General features: G+C 30.8%; 12 protein-coding genes. 7 read left to right on the top strand and 5 right to left on the bottom strand.

What is annotated here, in order from left to right:
- Positions 1-4: 4 nt before the first annotated feature.
- Positions 5-1,018 carry an SIS domain-containing protein gene (locus tag ACJMLB_RS00790; protein ID WP_405322886.1) on the bottom strand — a complete coding sequence of 338 codons (1,014 nt, stop codon included), beginning with the start codon at positions 1,016-1,018 and terminating at the stop codon, positions 5-7.
- Positions 1,019-1,213: 195 nt separating this feature from the next.
- On the opposite strand from ACJMLB_RS00790, the gene ACJMLB_RS00785 reads away from it, so the two are divergent.
- Together ACJMLB_RS00785 and ACJMLB_RS00780 are read left to right on the top strand one after the other, a co-directional pair.
- Positions 1,214-1,867, top strand: coding sequence for a DUF447 domain-containing protein (locus ACJMLB_RS00785; protein WP_405322884.1), 654 nt, complete (start codon positions 1,214-1,216; stop codon positions 1,865-1,867).
- 176 nt (positions 1,868-2,043) lie between these two features.
- Positions 2,044-4,056 carry a cysteine peptidase family C39 domain-containing protein gene (locus ACJMLB_RS00780; RefSeq protein ID WP_405322883.1) on the top strand — a complete coding sequence of 671 codons (2,013 nt, stop codon included), beginning with the start codon at positions 2,044-2,046 and terminating at the stop codon, positions 4,054-4,056.
- Between the two features lie 80 nt (positions 4,057-4,136).
- Here ACJMLB_RS00780 and ade read toward each other — a convergent pair whose 3' ends face one another.
- The 4 genes from ade to ACJMLB_RS00760 all read right to left on the bottom strand — a co-directional run bounded on the left by ade (position 4,137) and on the right by ACJMLB_RS00760 (position 9,206).
- Entirely contained in the window at positions 4,137-6,020 is a 1,884-nt protein-coding gene (gene ade, locus ACJMLB_RS00775; RefSeq protein ID WP_405322881.1) for an adenine deaminase, read from the bottom strand.
- 119 nt (positions 6,021-6,139) lie between these two features.
- Positions 6,140-7,357 carry a TIGR00300 family protein gene (locus ACJMLB_RS00770; RefSeq protein ID WP_405322879.1) on the bottom strand — a complete coding sequence of 406 codons (1,218 nt, stop codon included), beginning with the start codon at positions 7,355-7,357 and terminating at the stop codon, positions 6,140-6,142.
- 274 nt (positions 7,358-7,631) lie between these two features.
- The gene (speB, locus tag ACJMLB_RS00765) at positions 7,632-8,561 is read right to left on the bottom strand and encodes an agmatinase (protein ID WP_405322877.1); all 930 of its coding nucleotides are present in this window, start codon (positions 8,559-8,561) and stop codon (positions 7,632-7,634) included.
- Between the two features lie 237 nt (positions 8,562-8,798).
- Positions 8,799-9,206 carry a translation initiation factor IF-5A gene (locus ACJMLB_RS00760; protein ID WP_295608705.1) on the bottom strand — a complete coding sequence of 136 codons (408 nt, stop codon included), beginning with the start codon at positions 9,204-9,206 and terminating at the stop codon, positions 8,799-8,801.
- A gap of 347 nt (positions 9,207-9,553) precedes the next feature.
- On the opposite strand from ACJMLB_RS00760, the gene ACJMLB_RS00755 reads away from it, so the two are divergent.
- The 5 genes from ACJMLB_RS00755 to ACJMLB_RS00735 all read left to right on the top strand — a co-directional run.
- Entirely contained in the window at positions 9,554-10,012 is a 459-nt protein-coding gene (locus tag ACJMLB_RS00755) for a pyruvoyl-dependent arginine decarboxylase (protein WP_405322875.1), read from the top strand.
- Positions 10,013-10,054: 42 nt separating this feature from the next.
- Positions 10,055-11,926, top strand: a complete 1,872-nt coding sequence (locus ACJMLB_RS00750) for a bifunctional NADP phosphatase/NAD kinase (protein WP_405322873.1) — start codon at positions 10,055-10,057, stop codon at positions 11,924-11,926.
- A gap of 113 nt (positions 11,927-12,039) precedes the next feature.
- On the top strand, positions 12,040-13,689 hold the full coding sequence (gene cfbE / locus ACJMLB_RS00745; RefSeq protein WP_405322871.1) for a coenzyme F430 synthase: 1,650 nt from the start codon (positions 12,040-12,042) through the stop codon (positions 13,687-13,689).
- Positions 13,690-13,875: 186 nt separating this feature from the next.
- A complete protein-coding gene (gene hemC, locus ACJMLB_RS00740) occupies positions 13,876-14,745 on the top strand; it encodes a hydroxymethylbilane synthase (RefSeq protein WP_405322869.1) in 870 nt (289 codons plus the stop codon).
- 337 nt (positions 14,746-15,082) lie between these two features.
- On the top strand, positions 15,083-15,654 hold a 572-nt coding region (locus tag ACJMLB_RS00735), incomplete at its 3' end, for a Gfo/Idh/MocA family protein (protein WP_405322867.1).

Raw genomic sequence — 15,654 nt, 5'->3', positions numbered from 1 at the left:
CAAACTATTCGTATCTTACTTTACCAATATGTCTTGTACTGCCTGGATCTTCACCATTGAAGTGTGCTAAATAGTAAACAAACCATTCTAAAGGTATTACAAGTACAAATGGTGCAAGCAATGGATTAATATCTGCATAATCCTTAAGATTATATATTATGACATTTGCGGATAATTCATCCCTGGAATTTCTAATAGCTATCTTAGTCAACTCATCACTTTCCAAATCAGCGTCTAAGAAAATTAGAGGAACATCTTTTTCTGCTCTTTCTATTAAACCATGCCTATATTCAGATGAATAAAGTGGACAAGCATGCTTGATAGCACCTTCCATCAACATGGTCATAGCCAATTTATATGCAAGACCAAAGTTAACACCGCTACCTAAACAGTAGAATCCTTCTTCATCTTTTAATTCTTCTGCCAATTTTTTATTGTCTTCTTCAGTAGTTTTTAGAAGTTCTTCAATTAAATCAGGCATAACAGATAACTGTTCTAAAATTTCATCCGCCTTTTCATAACCAGAAGCGGCAAATAAAATTTGATAAAGACAAGCTAATTGAGTGATATAAGTTTTAGTACCAAGAATAGCTGTTTCAGTATTTCCTAAGGTTTTAACAGGATATTTCGCTTCCTTAATCATGGAACTTTCAGGTTCATTTGAAATGGAAACAGTATCAATATTAAATTCATTAGCTCTTCTTAAAGCAGCTAAAGTATCTGCAGTTTCACCAGATTGAGAAGTTGCAATAAACAATGAATTTTCATTTTCATTTAATTTTTTATTGTATAAGAATTCATAGCCAGTAAAAACTTCTATTCTTAAATCAGACACAGATGCTAATGCATCCCTAATAGAATAACAAGTGGAAATGGAACTTCCACAACCAATTAAATAAATAGTATCAACAGACTGTGCTAATTTAGAAATATTAGCCATATTATCCAATTCAGAAGCAAATGTTCTTCTTAAAGCTTCTGGTTGTTCCATCATTTCATGATACATCTGATATTTCATAAAACCACCTTATAAATTAAAATAACAATCTTAAAAAATTTTTTATTGAAATTAAGTTATTAAAGCCATTATTTTTAATTTTTAGCTATTATAATATATTATTTATACTTTTATCATTTATACTATAAAAAGTTTATATAATTAATTATTAATAAATACTAATAGAATTTAAAAACTATTAATTAGAGGCAAAAAATGGAAATTGATTTAACAAAAATAGGTATGTATAAAGACCAGCAATATGAAGTCATTATCACTACAATAGACAATAAGGGAAAATCCAATGCCGCACCATTTGGACTAAGAGTCTTGGAAGACAATGAGGTTTTTTTAAGAATATTTGAAGGCGGAACCACCATTAAAAATATAAAAGAAAAAGAAGAATTCATCGTAAATGTCACAACTGATCCTTTAATGTTTACTCTTGCAACAACAAATACAATTCCTGACGAATATCTGACCAGAATCTCTAATAAAACTGAAAACAATGATGAATTAGCATATTTGACTGATGCTGATGCTTATTTCATATGCAAAGTGAAAAGCTTGAAAGAAGCTTTAAGAGAAGATGATATTAAATCAAGTGATGTCAATTACATTAAATCAGAAGTGATTGAGATTAATATTAAAAACAAATGTGTTAAACCAATTAATAGAGCAATTCATGCATTAATTGAAGCATTGGTAAATTATTCAAGAATAAACATCGTTGATGAGGATACCCAAGAATATTTCATTGAAAGATTTTTGGAATCTGAAAGAATCATTAAAAGAGTGGGAAATGAAGAGGAAAAAGAATCCATTCAAATTTTAAAGGAAAATTTAATAAAACAAGGATTTGAAATTTAGAAAATTCAATCCCCCTTTTACAATAGCAATTTTTGCATCTTTTACACTTAAACCCCCTCTTAGAATAATATTTACTTAAATCAATTAAAATTTCTAAAAAATATGACTTTTCAGAAATTCTTATATACAATCTAAAATAATAGTATAATATAACTTATTAAAGAAGAAGGGTTTTAATGAAAATTGGTTTTAAAAAATTTTTTATTTTTCTATTGATCATATGTGTTTTAAGCATATCTTACTCTAATGCAAGCGATATTGATTCAGAAAGCAATATTTTAATTGATAATTATGAGGATTTAAATATTGAAAGTATAGAAAATGAGAATAATAATTTAGAAAATGAGGAAAAGGATTTTAATGTCCAAGATATTAACATCCCAATTAATACAGAAAGCGATGATTTAAATCAGAACGATGACAACACAAATGCCAACCCTGAAACAAATGAAGATTCATTTTCAGATGATGAATCTTTAACTGAAGAAGATGAACCCTCAATTATAATAAAAACCACCCCAATAATTTCCATTAAATCTTCTTACCTAAAGTCTAGAGACACATTACATGTTTATCTAAAGAACTCAGACAATACTTGCCTAAAAAATAAAAAGATAAACTTACTAATTAATAACAAAAAAGTTATAGCTTATACTAATGAACAGGGTATGGCATCTATAAACCTATTTTTAATTCCTAAAACTTATTACATAAATATTGATTTTAGTGGGGACGAAGATTACAATCCCATTTCTAAGAAATTTAGTATAAATATTAAAAAATTAGGAACAAACATCAAAACATACGCTAATTATGTTGTTCACCATAAACGTTTATACATTTATTTAATTGGAAAAGATTGGAAAGGAATCCCTAATAGAAAAGTGATAATTAAATTTAGGAAAAAAACTTATAAAAAAACAACCAATAAAAAGGGTTATGTGAGCCTTAAAATAAATTTACCCGCCGGACAAAAATATTTAATCCGTGTACAATTTAAAGGAGACAAATATTTTTATAAAAGTTATAAAAAATTTAAATTCCACGTTACAAAATCTCTTAAATTTAGTATAGGAAATAGAATTTTATTAACAAATGGATACTTAAGAATTTATCTAAAGGATAAAAATAAAAAAGCTATTTCTTATAAAAAAATGAGTATAAAAATTGGGAAAAAAATATTCTCAAAAAGAACCAATTCAGAAGGAATAATTGTTTTAAAACCTAATTTGAAATCTGGAAATTACACTGTTGTAGTGAAGTATGGAAAATATTCTGTTAATAAGAGAATAAAATGTATTGAGGAATATGCGAAAGACCCATTAAAAAATAGTATCCCTCTAGCAAATGGTGCTCCAAATTTAGATTATATGCTTGGAAATTATGTAATGGGTGATGATAGTGCAACATATACATTAAAAAAATCTCAATATAAAGAGGTAATCATAAGGGATAGCTATTGTTTATTCTTAAATAATAAATTAAGCAGATATGTATTTTTCAAAACAAAAGAACATCCAAAGTTAAATCATGTTGTAAAACGTGAAAAATGGAATGTGATTGAAAGGGAGATTAACAAAAAAATAGTTAAAGCCAACAAAATCAATTACTGGCCTGGAAGTGTGAAAGTATCTTTAAAAGGCAAATCATACAAATATCCTGAAGTTAGGGATGTTCAAAATACTGGTTATACTTGTGGTCCAAGTTCAGCAAGTGTTTGCAGTCAAGTTTTAAGAAATTACATTTGTGAGAAACAATTTGCTAAACTTGCTAAAACCAATAGAAGTGGGACAACAGTGCATAATCTAGAAAAAGCATTAAAACAAAACAATTTTACTTGCATATATTTCTATAAAGACTCTTTTGATATTGGATTAAGTGAACTTAAAAAAGGAGGTTGTGCCTTAATATTCCATGCACAACATCATTATATAAGTATTTTGGATATTAGTCCAGACAAGAAAAAAGTTTTAGTAAGTAATTCTTATGGCAGTTATGGGGGCATTCCAACTAAATGGATTTCAGTAAGTTATATGAAAAGCAAATTTGGTGTTTGGGATGATAGTTTGGTTATTAAGCTAAATTATACCTTAAGTGATTCTACTAAAAATAGGGTTAATTGTTTCTATAATAGTATGGGCGCTAACTGGCATAGAACAGGAACTAAATCTAAAATTGGAAGCATATAGAAATGAAAGAAGAAAGAGAAAAATGGAAAGAGAAGAATGAAGAATGAAAATTAAAGTAGAAAAAATAATTTATAAATTAATCAGAGATTATTAATCAAATCTACAAATTCAATATTATCTACATCAAATAGACCTTGATTAATTATTTTAAAATGAGGAATTGAAATCAATGCCATAAATGATAAAGTAGTAAATGGAGATGTTAGATTACATCCTAATTTATTTGCTGCTTCCATCAGTTTTCTATTTTTATCTGCCACATAATCAATATCCCTATTGGACATTAAACCTGCTATTGGAAGCTCTAAAACTTCACAAAGATCTTCTTCTGATGAATAAACTGCTAATCCACCTTGATGCTCTCTAATAATGTTAACCACTTTAGCCATGTCCTCACTATTTGTTCCTATGACTAAAATATTATGGGAATCATGTGCCACTGAAGCTCCAAAAGCTCCTTTTTTAAGATTGAACCCTTTAATGAAACCATTCATTATATCGTTTCCACCGTATCTGTTTACTACAGCAATCTTAACAACATCCTTTTTCAAATCCGGTTGGATGACACCATCTCTAACAATCAATGTTTCTTCAGATTTTTCTGTGATTAAACTCTTGTCAAAAGCCTTGATTGCAAAGACATTAGTTGTCTCATCCATCAATGAATTGGTCCAACTCATCTCCATTTTAGCATCAAAATCTTCAGCTTTTACTTCATCCAACACAATGCTAGGTTTAGATTCTATAGCTTCTGTTTCAAAGAGAACTTCACCATCATCAACTACAAGCTCCCCATGAACCCAAACTTTGCTTACATTCAAGTTTCTTAAGTCATCAACCAATGAGAAATTTGCAATTCTGCCTGCCTCAATCGCACCACAATTCAAGCCATAGTGCTCAGCAGGATTAAATGTAGTCATTTTAATGGCTTCCTTAGGATTGATCTTCAATGAAATGGCTTTTTTAATCACATTATCCAAATGTCCTTTAGACAGGTCTTCTGCATCAATGTCATCACATACTAAAATCTCAAATGGTGAAACAGCCATAGCATCATCAATAGTTTCCACAACAGCTCTTCCAGCCATTTCCTCTTCAATTAGGTAATTCAACCTATCATCATAATTTAAAAGAGCATCCATGTCCTTAGAAGATGATCCTTCACGAACCATGATTGTCATTCCAAGACGAGACTTTTCAATAGCTTCGCTAAAGCTAGTGCATTCATGGTCAGATGTAATTCCATATGAGATGTATTTTTTCAAGTCTTCACCTGATAATAAAGGGGCATGGCCATCAATAGGTTTCCCTAATTTATGAGCCACTTCGATTTTCCTTAAAACTTCTTCATCTCCGGATAAAACTACTGGAAAATTCATTTCACCAAGAGCGACCATTTCATCACGTTTCAGCAATTCTTCTATGTCAGAACTTGTAATGAGCGCTCCTGAATTTTCAAAGCTAGAATGCGGAACGCATGATGGGACAGCATAATAAAAATCAAATGGCGCATACTTTCCATTCTCCACCATCCAATTAATTCCATCAATTCCTAGAACATTTGCAATCTCATGAGAATCCGCCACTACAGAAGTGGTCCCATAAGGCAATACAGCTTTAGCAAAATTGGAAGGGGATAATTTTGAACTTTCAATGTGAATGTGTGAATCAATAAACCCTGGTATTAAAATGCCATCATAATCCAAATCAAGTTCGTTATCGTCATCAGTGATGATTGGAATGACCTCTTTAAACAGGCCATCTTCAATTACAATCTCCGCAGGGTAAACTTCTCCAAATTCAACATTAAGATATTTTGCAGTGATTATAAGGTCGCCTTCAAGCTCTTCTGCCTCTTCAATGATCATATCTGCAATTTCCAATCCTGAAAGTTCCATATCATCAATACCATCTACAGAGATAATAATTTCATTCCCATCCACATCTATAATTCTTTCATCCATATTGACACCATTGAAAAGATTAATAAAATTGTTCTAAAAAAAATAAATATTTAAAAAATACTAAAAAAGATTAAAGAAATTAAAAAAATTTAAAAAAAAGAATAAAAGAATAAAATAAATTATTCATGCAATGCATTGTATAAAACTGGCAAGAATGCACCTACATCAGTAACAATACCTACAACTTGTGCACTGCCTCTATCTGCAAGTTTAGTAACTGTAGATGGGTTAATATCTACACAAATACTTTTAACTCTTGAAGGCAATAGATTACCAGTTGCAATGGAGTGCAACATAGTTGAAATCATAATGACCATGTCAACTTCCTGAGCATATTTACGCATTAATTTTTGTGATTCAACAGTATCTGTAATCACATCAGGAAGAGGTCCGTCATCACGAATGGAACCTGCCAATACAAATGGAACATCGTTTTTAATACATTCATACATGATTCCACTTTTTAAAGTTCCATCTTCAACAGCTTCCTTGATTGAACCGGAATTATTGATTCTGTTGATTGCTCTCATATGGTGAGTGTGACCATGAGCTACAACTTCACCGGTTTTTACATTTACACCAAGGGAAGTTCCGAATTGATCACATTCAATATCGTGAGTAGCCAATGCATTTCCTGCAAAGATAACATCAATGAATCCTTCCTTAATAAGCTGTGCAACAATTCCTGCAGAACCTGTGTGAACAATAGCTGGCCCTCCGACAAGAGCTATTTTTCCACCATTTGCTTTGACATTCTTGATTTCAGTTGCAACATCATTGATGATGCTCATCATTGGCTTTTCAGAAGAAACTTCACTGTTCATGAATTCAAATACTCCTTGCTTTCCTCTTGACCTTTGAGGTGGTGTGATTTTTACTCCTTCCCTTCCAACAACAATCAAGTCTCCTTCTTTAATGTCTGCAATTGGCTTGCAACTAGCAGTCTTGTTCTTCTCATCAATAACGATAAGACAATCCATTTCAATTTCTTCTACAAGTATCCATTCACCTTTGTAGTAAATATGAGTAACATGATGGCTTGTTGAATAAAAACCTTCTGGAGCAACTTGATCTTTTGGAGAAGGCACTAAATTTACCTCTTCAATTTCAGATATTGAAACCCCAATAAAGTTAAGTTCATCAAGAATAGAATTTAAAATATCGGGAGATTCTGCTGAAACCATTATTTTAGCTTTACTAGTATCAGATTTGCGCTTTCCTATATCAAACTCTAGTATATCAAAGTCTCCACCGTTATCCATGATAATATCCATGGTTTTAGGAAGAGTTAAAGAATCGATGATATGACCAGACAATTCTATTTCTCTCTTATACATCAAAAATCTCCTTAATTTTTTATAATTTGTAAATATGATTAATAAATTATTAATAATTTTTTTATTTTTGTAAAAATGACTTGTAATAATATTAATTTTAAATAATATTAATTTTTAATAATTTTTATTTTACTTTTATAGTAAATAATAAATTATAATTAAGATATGTGTTTAAGTAATATTTATATTATTTGTTAAATAATAATGGCTAAATAAAAAGTAAAAATAACTAACGAAAAAATCGGGTCATGAAGTATTGAATATTAAAAAAAATTTAAGCAAATAATGTCAAGAAGTCATAAATCATTTTAGCTGCAAGAACAGCAGTGATATCACCTAATTTATCGCTTGCAACTTCTACAAGGTCAAAACCAATTACATCAATAGCTTCATTATTCGCCAAAACTCCAAAAATGTTTTCAACATCAACAGGATGCAATCCATTCGGAGTTGGATTTCCTACAGACGGTGCAAATGCTGGATCAATTACATCCATATCAATGGAAATGTAGACTTTTCCCTCAATTGATTCCAATTTTTCCAAAAGAAGTTCGAAATCATCAAAAAGGTCTTTTGCTAAAAAGCTAGTGATATTCTCTTGACCTTCAACAAATTCCTTCTCTTCAATGGAGAATGACCTGATGCCTATTTGAATCAATTCCTTAGGATTTAAATCATGAACTCTTCTCATAATTGTTGCATGTGAATCCTTTTCTCCGATATATGTATCAATAATGTCTCTATGAGCATCTAAATGGATGATTGTAACGACTGATAAATCACCATTCTCTTCCAAATCAGCTAATGCCTTGATGGATCCGATGCTCACGCTATGTTCACCACCAATTATAATAGGCTTGATATTGAAATTTATCAGCTCTTTTACAGAGTCATAAAGACCATCACAAGTTTTTCTGCAGTTTCCATGAACAACATTCAAGTCACCGCAGTCATAGAATTCACCATCTAAAAGCTTTTCAAAAGTAGAGTTATACTGTTCAAAGCCAAATGATGCTTCTCTAATGATTATTGGACCATACCTTGAACCATGATGGTAGGAACAAGTGCTGTCAAAGGGAACTCCAATAATTCCCCATCTTTTAGATTCGTTAGAATCATTAGACTCTCCATTATCTAAATTGTATAAATCTATAGATTCTGCTGAAAAAGCAAATTTCCATGGTTCATAAGTATTGAAAAGCATTTTATCACTTGATATAATAATATTTTTAATAATTCTTATTTTTGAATTTATCTTGAAAAATAATTAATTAATTGATTAATTGAATGTTTGAATATCTCAGTTAATCAAGTAATTAATTAAAAATAGAATAAATAAAAATAAAAAAAGTTTGATTTGATTTTAGATTTGATTTGATTTGAAAAAAGATTGAAAACGGATTTTAAAAAAATCCGCAAAAAGTGTAAAAAAACTAAAAAATTATACTTTTTTAGTTCTCATGATTTTCATATTGCCTAAAGCAATGATATATTCTACACCTAAGTCAGTACCTACAGCACCTCTGATTTCTTCATCGAATTCAGCAGGTATAGGTAATTCAAAGGTTTCGAATGATTCTAAGTCCATGATTTGAACTTGGTCACCCATAACAGCTAAAATTTGACCAATTCTTTTGTCAAGAATAGGTACTTCTACTTTAGTGTCTACAGGTTTTACTAAACTTCTTTTTTGACCATCAAAAATACCAACAGCTTCTAATCTTGCTTTTGCAGCCCCATGTTTACCAGGGGATGAAGTGGTTAAGCTAGTTACTTTAGAAGCTTCTCCGTCTAATACAATATATTTTCCGACTTTTACGGTTTTAAGTTCTACAACTTTGGTTGACATTAAAATAACCTCACAATAATAATTAAAAATAAATTTAATTGAAATTTATTTATTTAATTTCATTTTTTGAAATTAAATACGATTAACCTAATAAAATATAGATTAATAATATATTAATTTAAAATTATATATAAACTTTCGTATGAAAAATATGTCAAAAGGGAATATCCAAAATAATATTTAATAAATTAATATATTATAAAAGATAAATATTATTTAAGATAAAAAATTTTTTTAATCAAAATGAGATAAATAAACGATTGAAAAATAAAAAAATAAAAAAATAAAATAAAAATAAAAAAAATAATCTGAATAATTTATCAGAAATTTTAAAATAAAGTGGTATAATGAGAATAGCTATTGTTTCGGGTGCAAGCGAAGGACCAACAGAATTGAATGCTTTTGATAATGCTTTATATGAAGCAGAAATAGGTGATGTGAACTTAATAAAGGTTTCAAGCATGCTTGAAGCTAATACCAAAGTGGAAAAATTGCCTAAATTGAAAGCAGGTTCAATGGTAAACTGCGTTTTATCAAGCTTAACCTCAGATAACGAAGGAGATGAGCTTATTGCATGTGTTGCAGTGGCTATCGGTGATGAACTTGGATGTGTCGTTGAGGCAAACGGAACAAATCAAAATCCAGAAGACATAAAGAGTGAAGCAATAGAAATGGTAAAGTACATGATGGATAAGCGTAATGTAAGAATCAAGGAATTAATTGTAGAGGAAGCGCATCATACCGTGAAAGAAATAGGATCTGCAATAGCTGCAGTAATCTACATTAGAGAAGATATTTTAGAATAATTTATAAATTTTTAATCAAAAGAACATTATTGAGGGGATAGAATGAATCAAGAGGATATAGATATTTGCAGAAACATTGCCACCACAGTTTTTGAAAAAGTGGAAAATCTCCTTGAAGGACAAGTTGGAAATCCAAAAGCAGGAGAATTTGTTAAAATAGGTGCAGACGGCACACCTACATCCTATATCGATATCATAGCAGAAGATGAAGTAATCAAACTTCTTAAGGATGCTGATTTTGAGTCTTATCTGATTAGTGAGGAAATAGGTGAACTTAAGCTAGGAAAAGGAAAACAGGAAGCAATCAGTCTTAGTGAAGAATTGCTTAATAATGTTCCTAAAACCAAAAAGGAAAGGGAAGACCAAGATAAACCTAGATTCATATTCCTAATCGATCCTCTTGATGGAACAAGCAATGCAATAAAGAACATTCCAGCATATGGTATGTCCATTGCAGTGGCTAATGTGCCTGAAGGAAGAGAAGCAACCTTAAATGATGTTCAATTAGGATTCGTAAAGAATTATGCTAATGGAAACTTCTATGAAGCCATTAAAGGAAACGGAGCAAAAAGAAATGGGGAGCCAATGACTCCAAGCAGTGAAACTGACTTGACAAAAATAAGCCTTGGAGGATTTACCAAAAGTAAAACCCTATCCGTATCCAAATTAGTGGATACCGCAAGAAGGATGAGAGTATTAGGTTCAGTAGTGCTTGAACTTGCTTATGTTGCAAGCGGAAAATACGACGCATTCCTTGATTTAAGAGGAAGTAGAATCATCGATATCGCTGCTTCAAAACTTATCGTAGAGGAAGCTGGAGCTATTGTAACCGATAAGTACGGTGAAAAACTAAACAGCAGATTAAGCATCTACGAAAAGGCAGTTGTTGTAAGTGCAGGAAATCCTGACTTGCATAATCAAATAATCAAAATCATAAACAATGACGAGTTGGATAAAATCCAAAGCGTTGCAATCGTAAGTAGAGTTGACGAGTACAAATCAGTATTGTTCTCACTTAAAATCTTTGAAACACTGATTCAAAAGAATATGGAAACTGTTATTGAATCCTCACTTGCAGAAAAGCTTGAGGAAATCAAAGAAGACCCAGAGCTCCATAAGATCATTGCAAGAACAATGAATGAAACCCCAGAGATTGCAAAGCATATTGAAAGTTTGAACTTCAACTACAACTTCAGAGATTATGCAAAAGAGTTGAATGAACTTAGAACAGATATGGCAATCATTCTTGGAGGAGATGGAACTCTCCTTAGAACCCAAAACCAATTGACTAAGGAAATTCCTATTTTTGGAATCAATATGGGTACTGTTGGATTCTTGACTGAAATTGAAGTTGAAAACACTTTTGAAGCTCTCGATGCAATCCTAGATGGCGAATGGTCTAAAGAGAAAAGAACACAAATTATCATTTCCCATGAAAACCAAACTTTCCGTGCATTGAATGAAGTTGTAATCATGACTGCAAGACCTGCTAAAATGCTTCATTATGAAATCTCTGTAGATGGAGAAGTTGTAGAGGAATTAAGGGCAGATGGATTGATCATCTCTACACCAAGTGGTTCAACAGCGTATTCAATGTCTGCAGGAGGACCAATTGTAGACCCTAAAGTAGGTGCATTCATTATAGTGCCAATTTGTCCATATAAACTAGGAGTAAGACCATTTGTTGTATCTGATGCAAGTGAAATCAGAATCAAGCTCCTTAAAAGAGGTAAGAAAGCAATTTTCGTAATGGATGGGCAAGTCCAAAAAGAAGTGAACTATATGGAAGAACTCGTTATCAAAAAATCCGAAAAAGACGTTTACTTCATGAGAATCAATAAGAAATACTTCTATAAGAAAGTTAAGGATAAACTTAATGAAGGAGGATTAGACAGTATTAACAGAGTATTATAAATGCTCTAACACTAATCTTTCCATTTTATTTATTTTTAAAGCAAAACTATTTTTTATTTTTATTATTCAATAGCAATTTTTTACTAATAATTATTTAATCAAGAGTTGAAACAATGAATGTTTTTTTAGTTGATTTGACACACGGAGGAGTCAAGATATCCTCAGAACTTGCCAAATCAGGAAATTATGAAAAGGTATATGCTTATGACTTATACAATACATTGAAAAGTGAAGAGGAGAATCTCTTACTCACTTACGATGTTAATATTATTAAAGATTTGGACTCATTCAAAAATCAGCTAAAATTAAATTCAATTAAAAGGATTGAAGAAAGACCGGAAAAGGACTTAATAATTAATCCGATTCACTCATCATTAAACATAGAAGAATTATTTATTGAAATAGCTAATCTAATTGAATCCGATAAAAATAGCATATTGAATCAATATGATATCATAAACCATCATCAAGCTACAGAACTTGTATTATCTCTTTGGAAAGAGGAAACAAAGAATCAAGATATAAAAACCATTGAAATAACTGGAGTTAAAGGAAAAACAAGCGTTGCATTCCTCTTAAAGGAAATATTTTTAGAAAATAATAAGGATACATTACTATTATCCAGTTTAGGGGCTTACTTATTTAGAAAAAATAATGATAATGAGCAAAAGATTGTTTTACAAAAGGATATAAGCATAACTCCAGCAAATATCATAAACACCATCCAACTAGCTAAAAAAATAGCAAATCCAAAATGCAGCACATTCCCAATATGTGATAAGAATCTTGATTTGGATGAAAGAATGGCGGAAAGTGATATTCAGGAAGAATTTGATGAAAATCCATATGCTGATTTGAATTATGAAATGGCTATTTTTGAAAATTCATTAGGAATTTGCGGTTTGGCTGACATTGGAATCCTGACTAATCTAGTTGAAAACTATTCCATTGCAAAAGGCCAATCTGATGCAAAGAGCGCTAAAAGGCAAGTCTTCAAGTCCCCGTCAGTAGTGATTGAATATGAAACATTGAACGAATTCTATCCTCATGAAAAAGATGAATACAAAGATAAAATCAATAGCTTTTCCTTAACTGACAGAAATGCAAATGTCTACTGCGAATCCATTGACTATGATATCGATAACACATGTGCAAAGATCATTTATCATGACTTGAAAGCTATTGATGGAAAACTAATAAATGGTATACTAAATATAGATTGCTTTGCACCGGGACCTCATCATATCCTAAACCTTTTAGCAGCTGCAACAACCGCATTAGCATTAGACATAAAAGAGGAAACAATTCAAAATGCTTTATCAAAGTTTAAAGGAATCGATGGTCGAACAAATGTTAGAGAAATCGATGAAGAAAATGGATTAAGGATTATTGAAGAAATCAATCCAGGAATCAACACAAAAGCCATCGAAGGCTCAATAAACATGATAAAAGACATTGATGATTATTATATTATAATTGGTGGAAAGTATGGTGTAACATGCGAAGAGATAGATGAAGACAAGCTATCAAGATTTTTACATGAATACCTAATCAATAATCCAAAAACTAATTTAATTTTAACTGATGAACTTGGGAAAAGCTTAGAGAATAAAATAAACTTATTAAATGATGAAAATAAGGAAAAAAGATTTAAAATAACATTTATTGAAGATTATCAGGAAGCTCAAAACATAGCCATAGATAATAATAAAAACATACTATTTATCTATAGGTCTAATTATTCACAAGTTTCAAAACGTTGACAAAAAATAAATAAAAATTAGATGAAAACTAAAAATTCAAAAAATATTAAAAATTTGAATAATTTTATTAAGAATAATTTACAAAATTAATATGTTAAAGATTAAAACAAGTATTTAATCATGAATTTAATATATTAAACCAATTTTAAATTCACAAATTTCATATAAAAAGCTAAGGCGAATCAAATGATTGTTGGAACTAGAGGAAGTAAACTTGCACTTGTACAGACAGACTACATCAGAAGCTGTTTATACAATATCACTGGAGAAGAAGTAGAAAAGAATATCATAAAGACCAAAGGAGACAAGATAACAAACTCCCAGTTATATAATATGGATTCTAAAGGACTTTTTACAAGAGAACTTGACAACGCACTACTTGATGAAGAGGTTGATTTTGCAGTACACAGCCTAAAGGATGTGCCAACCGAATTGAACGAGGATCTTGAGATTGTTGCAGTTCCTCCAAGGGAAAGTCCTAACGAAGTGCTCATCTCAAACTACAGCTGGAGCGAACTTGAGGAAGGTTCCACACTTGGAACAAGCAGCTTAAGAAGAGAAGCATTCTGCAAGCTCCATGACAAGGATTTTGAATTAAAGCCAATCAGAGGAAATGTTGAAACAAGAATCAAAAAGGTCATGGATGGAGAAGTTGATGCAACAATCATGGCAGAAGCTGGATTAAATAGATTAGGCCTTCAAAAATACATAAAAGCCAAGTTCCCAACAGATTATATTATGCCTGCAGCAGGCCAAGGCGCTTTAGCAGTGATAACTAGAAAAGACAGTGAATTTAAAGAGACAATAGCCAAATTAAACCATTATTTCTCATTCCAGGAAGTGCTTGCTGAAAAGACTATCCTTGAAGAGATAGGTGTAGGGTGCCAATGGCCAATTGGAGCAATAGCTGGAATAAAAAACAACAAGCTAGAGCTTAATTCCATCTTGCTTGATAAGAATGGTGAGATCCTATATCAGGAAACAATTAGAGGAAGCATAAGAGAAGCTGAGGAAATGGGTAGAAAAATAGGCAAAAATATGCTCGAATTCCTTTAAAATAGCCAACAAGCTTTAAATTAGATTTTAAAAAATTTAATTATTTTATATTTTTTTAATAAATAATTGCATTTCATGAAAAAACTTGAATTTTCATGAAATCAAAAATTTATCAAAATTTGAAAAATGATTAATAATTCTTAAAAATCAATTTATCCTATTTTTTACAATATTTTAAGAAAATAAACAACTAATTCTTTTTTATTTTAGATATTAATCAATTTAATAGTGATTATGATAATTATTAAGAAAAAATTATATAAAAAAATATAAAATTTTAATAATATTTATAAGTTATAAGACACAAAAATATAGTTGAATAATTGGAGGAATATCTTTGAGAACTATAAATGTTGGAGTTATAGGTGTAGGTGCAATGGGATATAACCATGCACGTGTATATTCGAAATTGGAAAATGCCAATCTCGTGGCAGTGGCTGATGTAGTAAAGCCAACCTTAGATAAAGTTGTAAAGAAATATAAGACAAAAGGTTACTCTGAAATCGAAGACTTATTGAAAGACCCTGAAATTGAAGCAGTAAGCGTTTGTGTACCAACAACCTTCCACCACGAAGTCGTTATGGAAGCTATAAAACATGGAAAACACGTTTTGGTTGAAAAGCCAATTGCTTTTACTGCTGAAGAAGCTGAAGAAATGATTGAAGCTGCTAAAGAAGCAGGAGTAAAGCTTGCAACTGGCCATGTTGAAAGATTCAATCCTGCAGTGCAAAAAGCTAAAGAGCTTATTGAAAATGAGGTTATCGGTGACTTGGTAACAATTTCAGCTAAAAGAGTAGGCCCTTTCCCACCAAGAATCAAGGATGTGGGAGTAGCTATTGACCTTGCAATTCACGATTTAGATGTAATGAACTTCTTGATTGAAGCACCTGTAAAACAAGTTTATGCTAC

Origin of the sequence: Methanobrevibacter sp., from assembly GCF_045114555.1 — an archaeon.
Taxonomy (GTDB): Archaea; Methanobacteriota; Methanobacteria; order Methanobacteriales; family Methanobacteriaceae; genus Methanobrevibacter.
The sequence above is the reverse complement of the archived record's forward strand: the minus strand, read 5'-3'. Positions and strand labels throughout refer to the sequence as shown.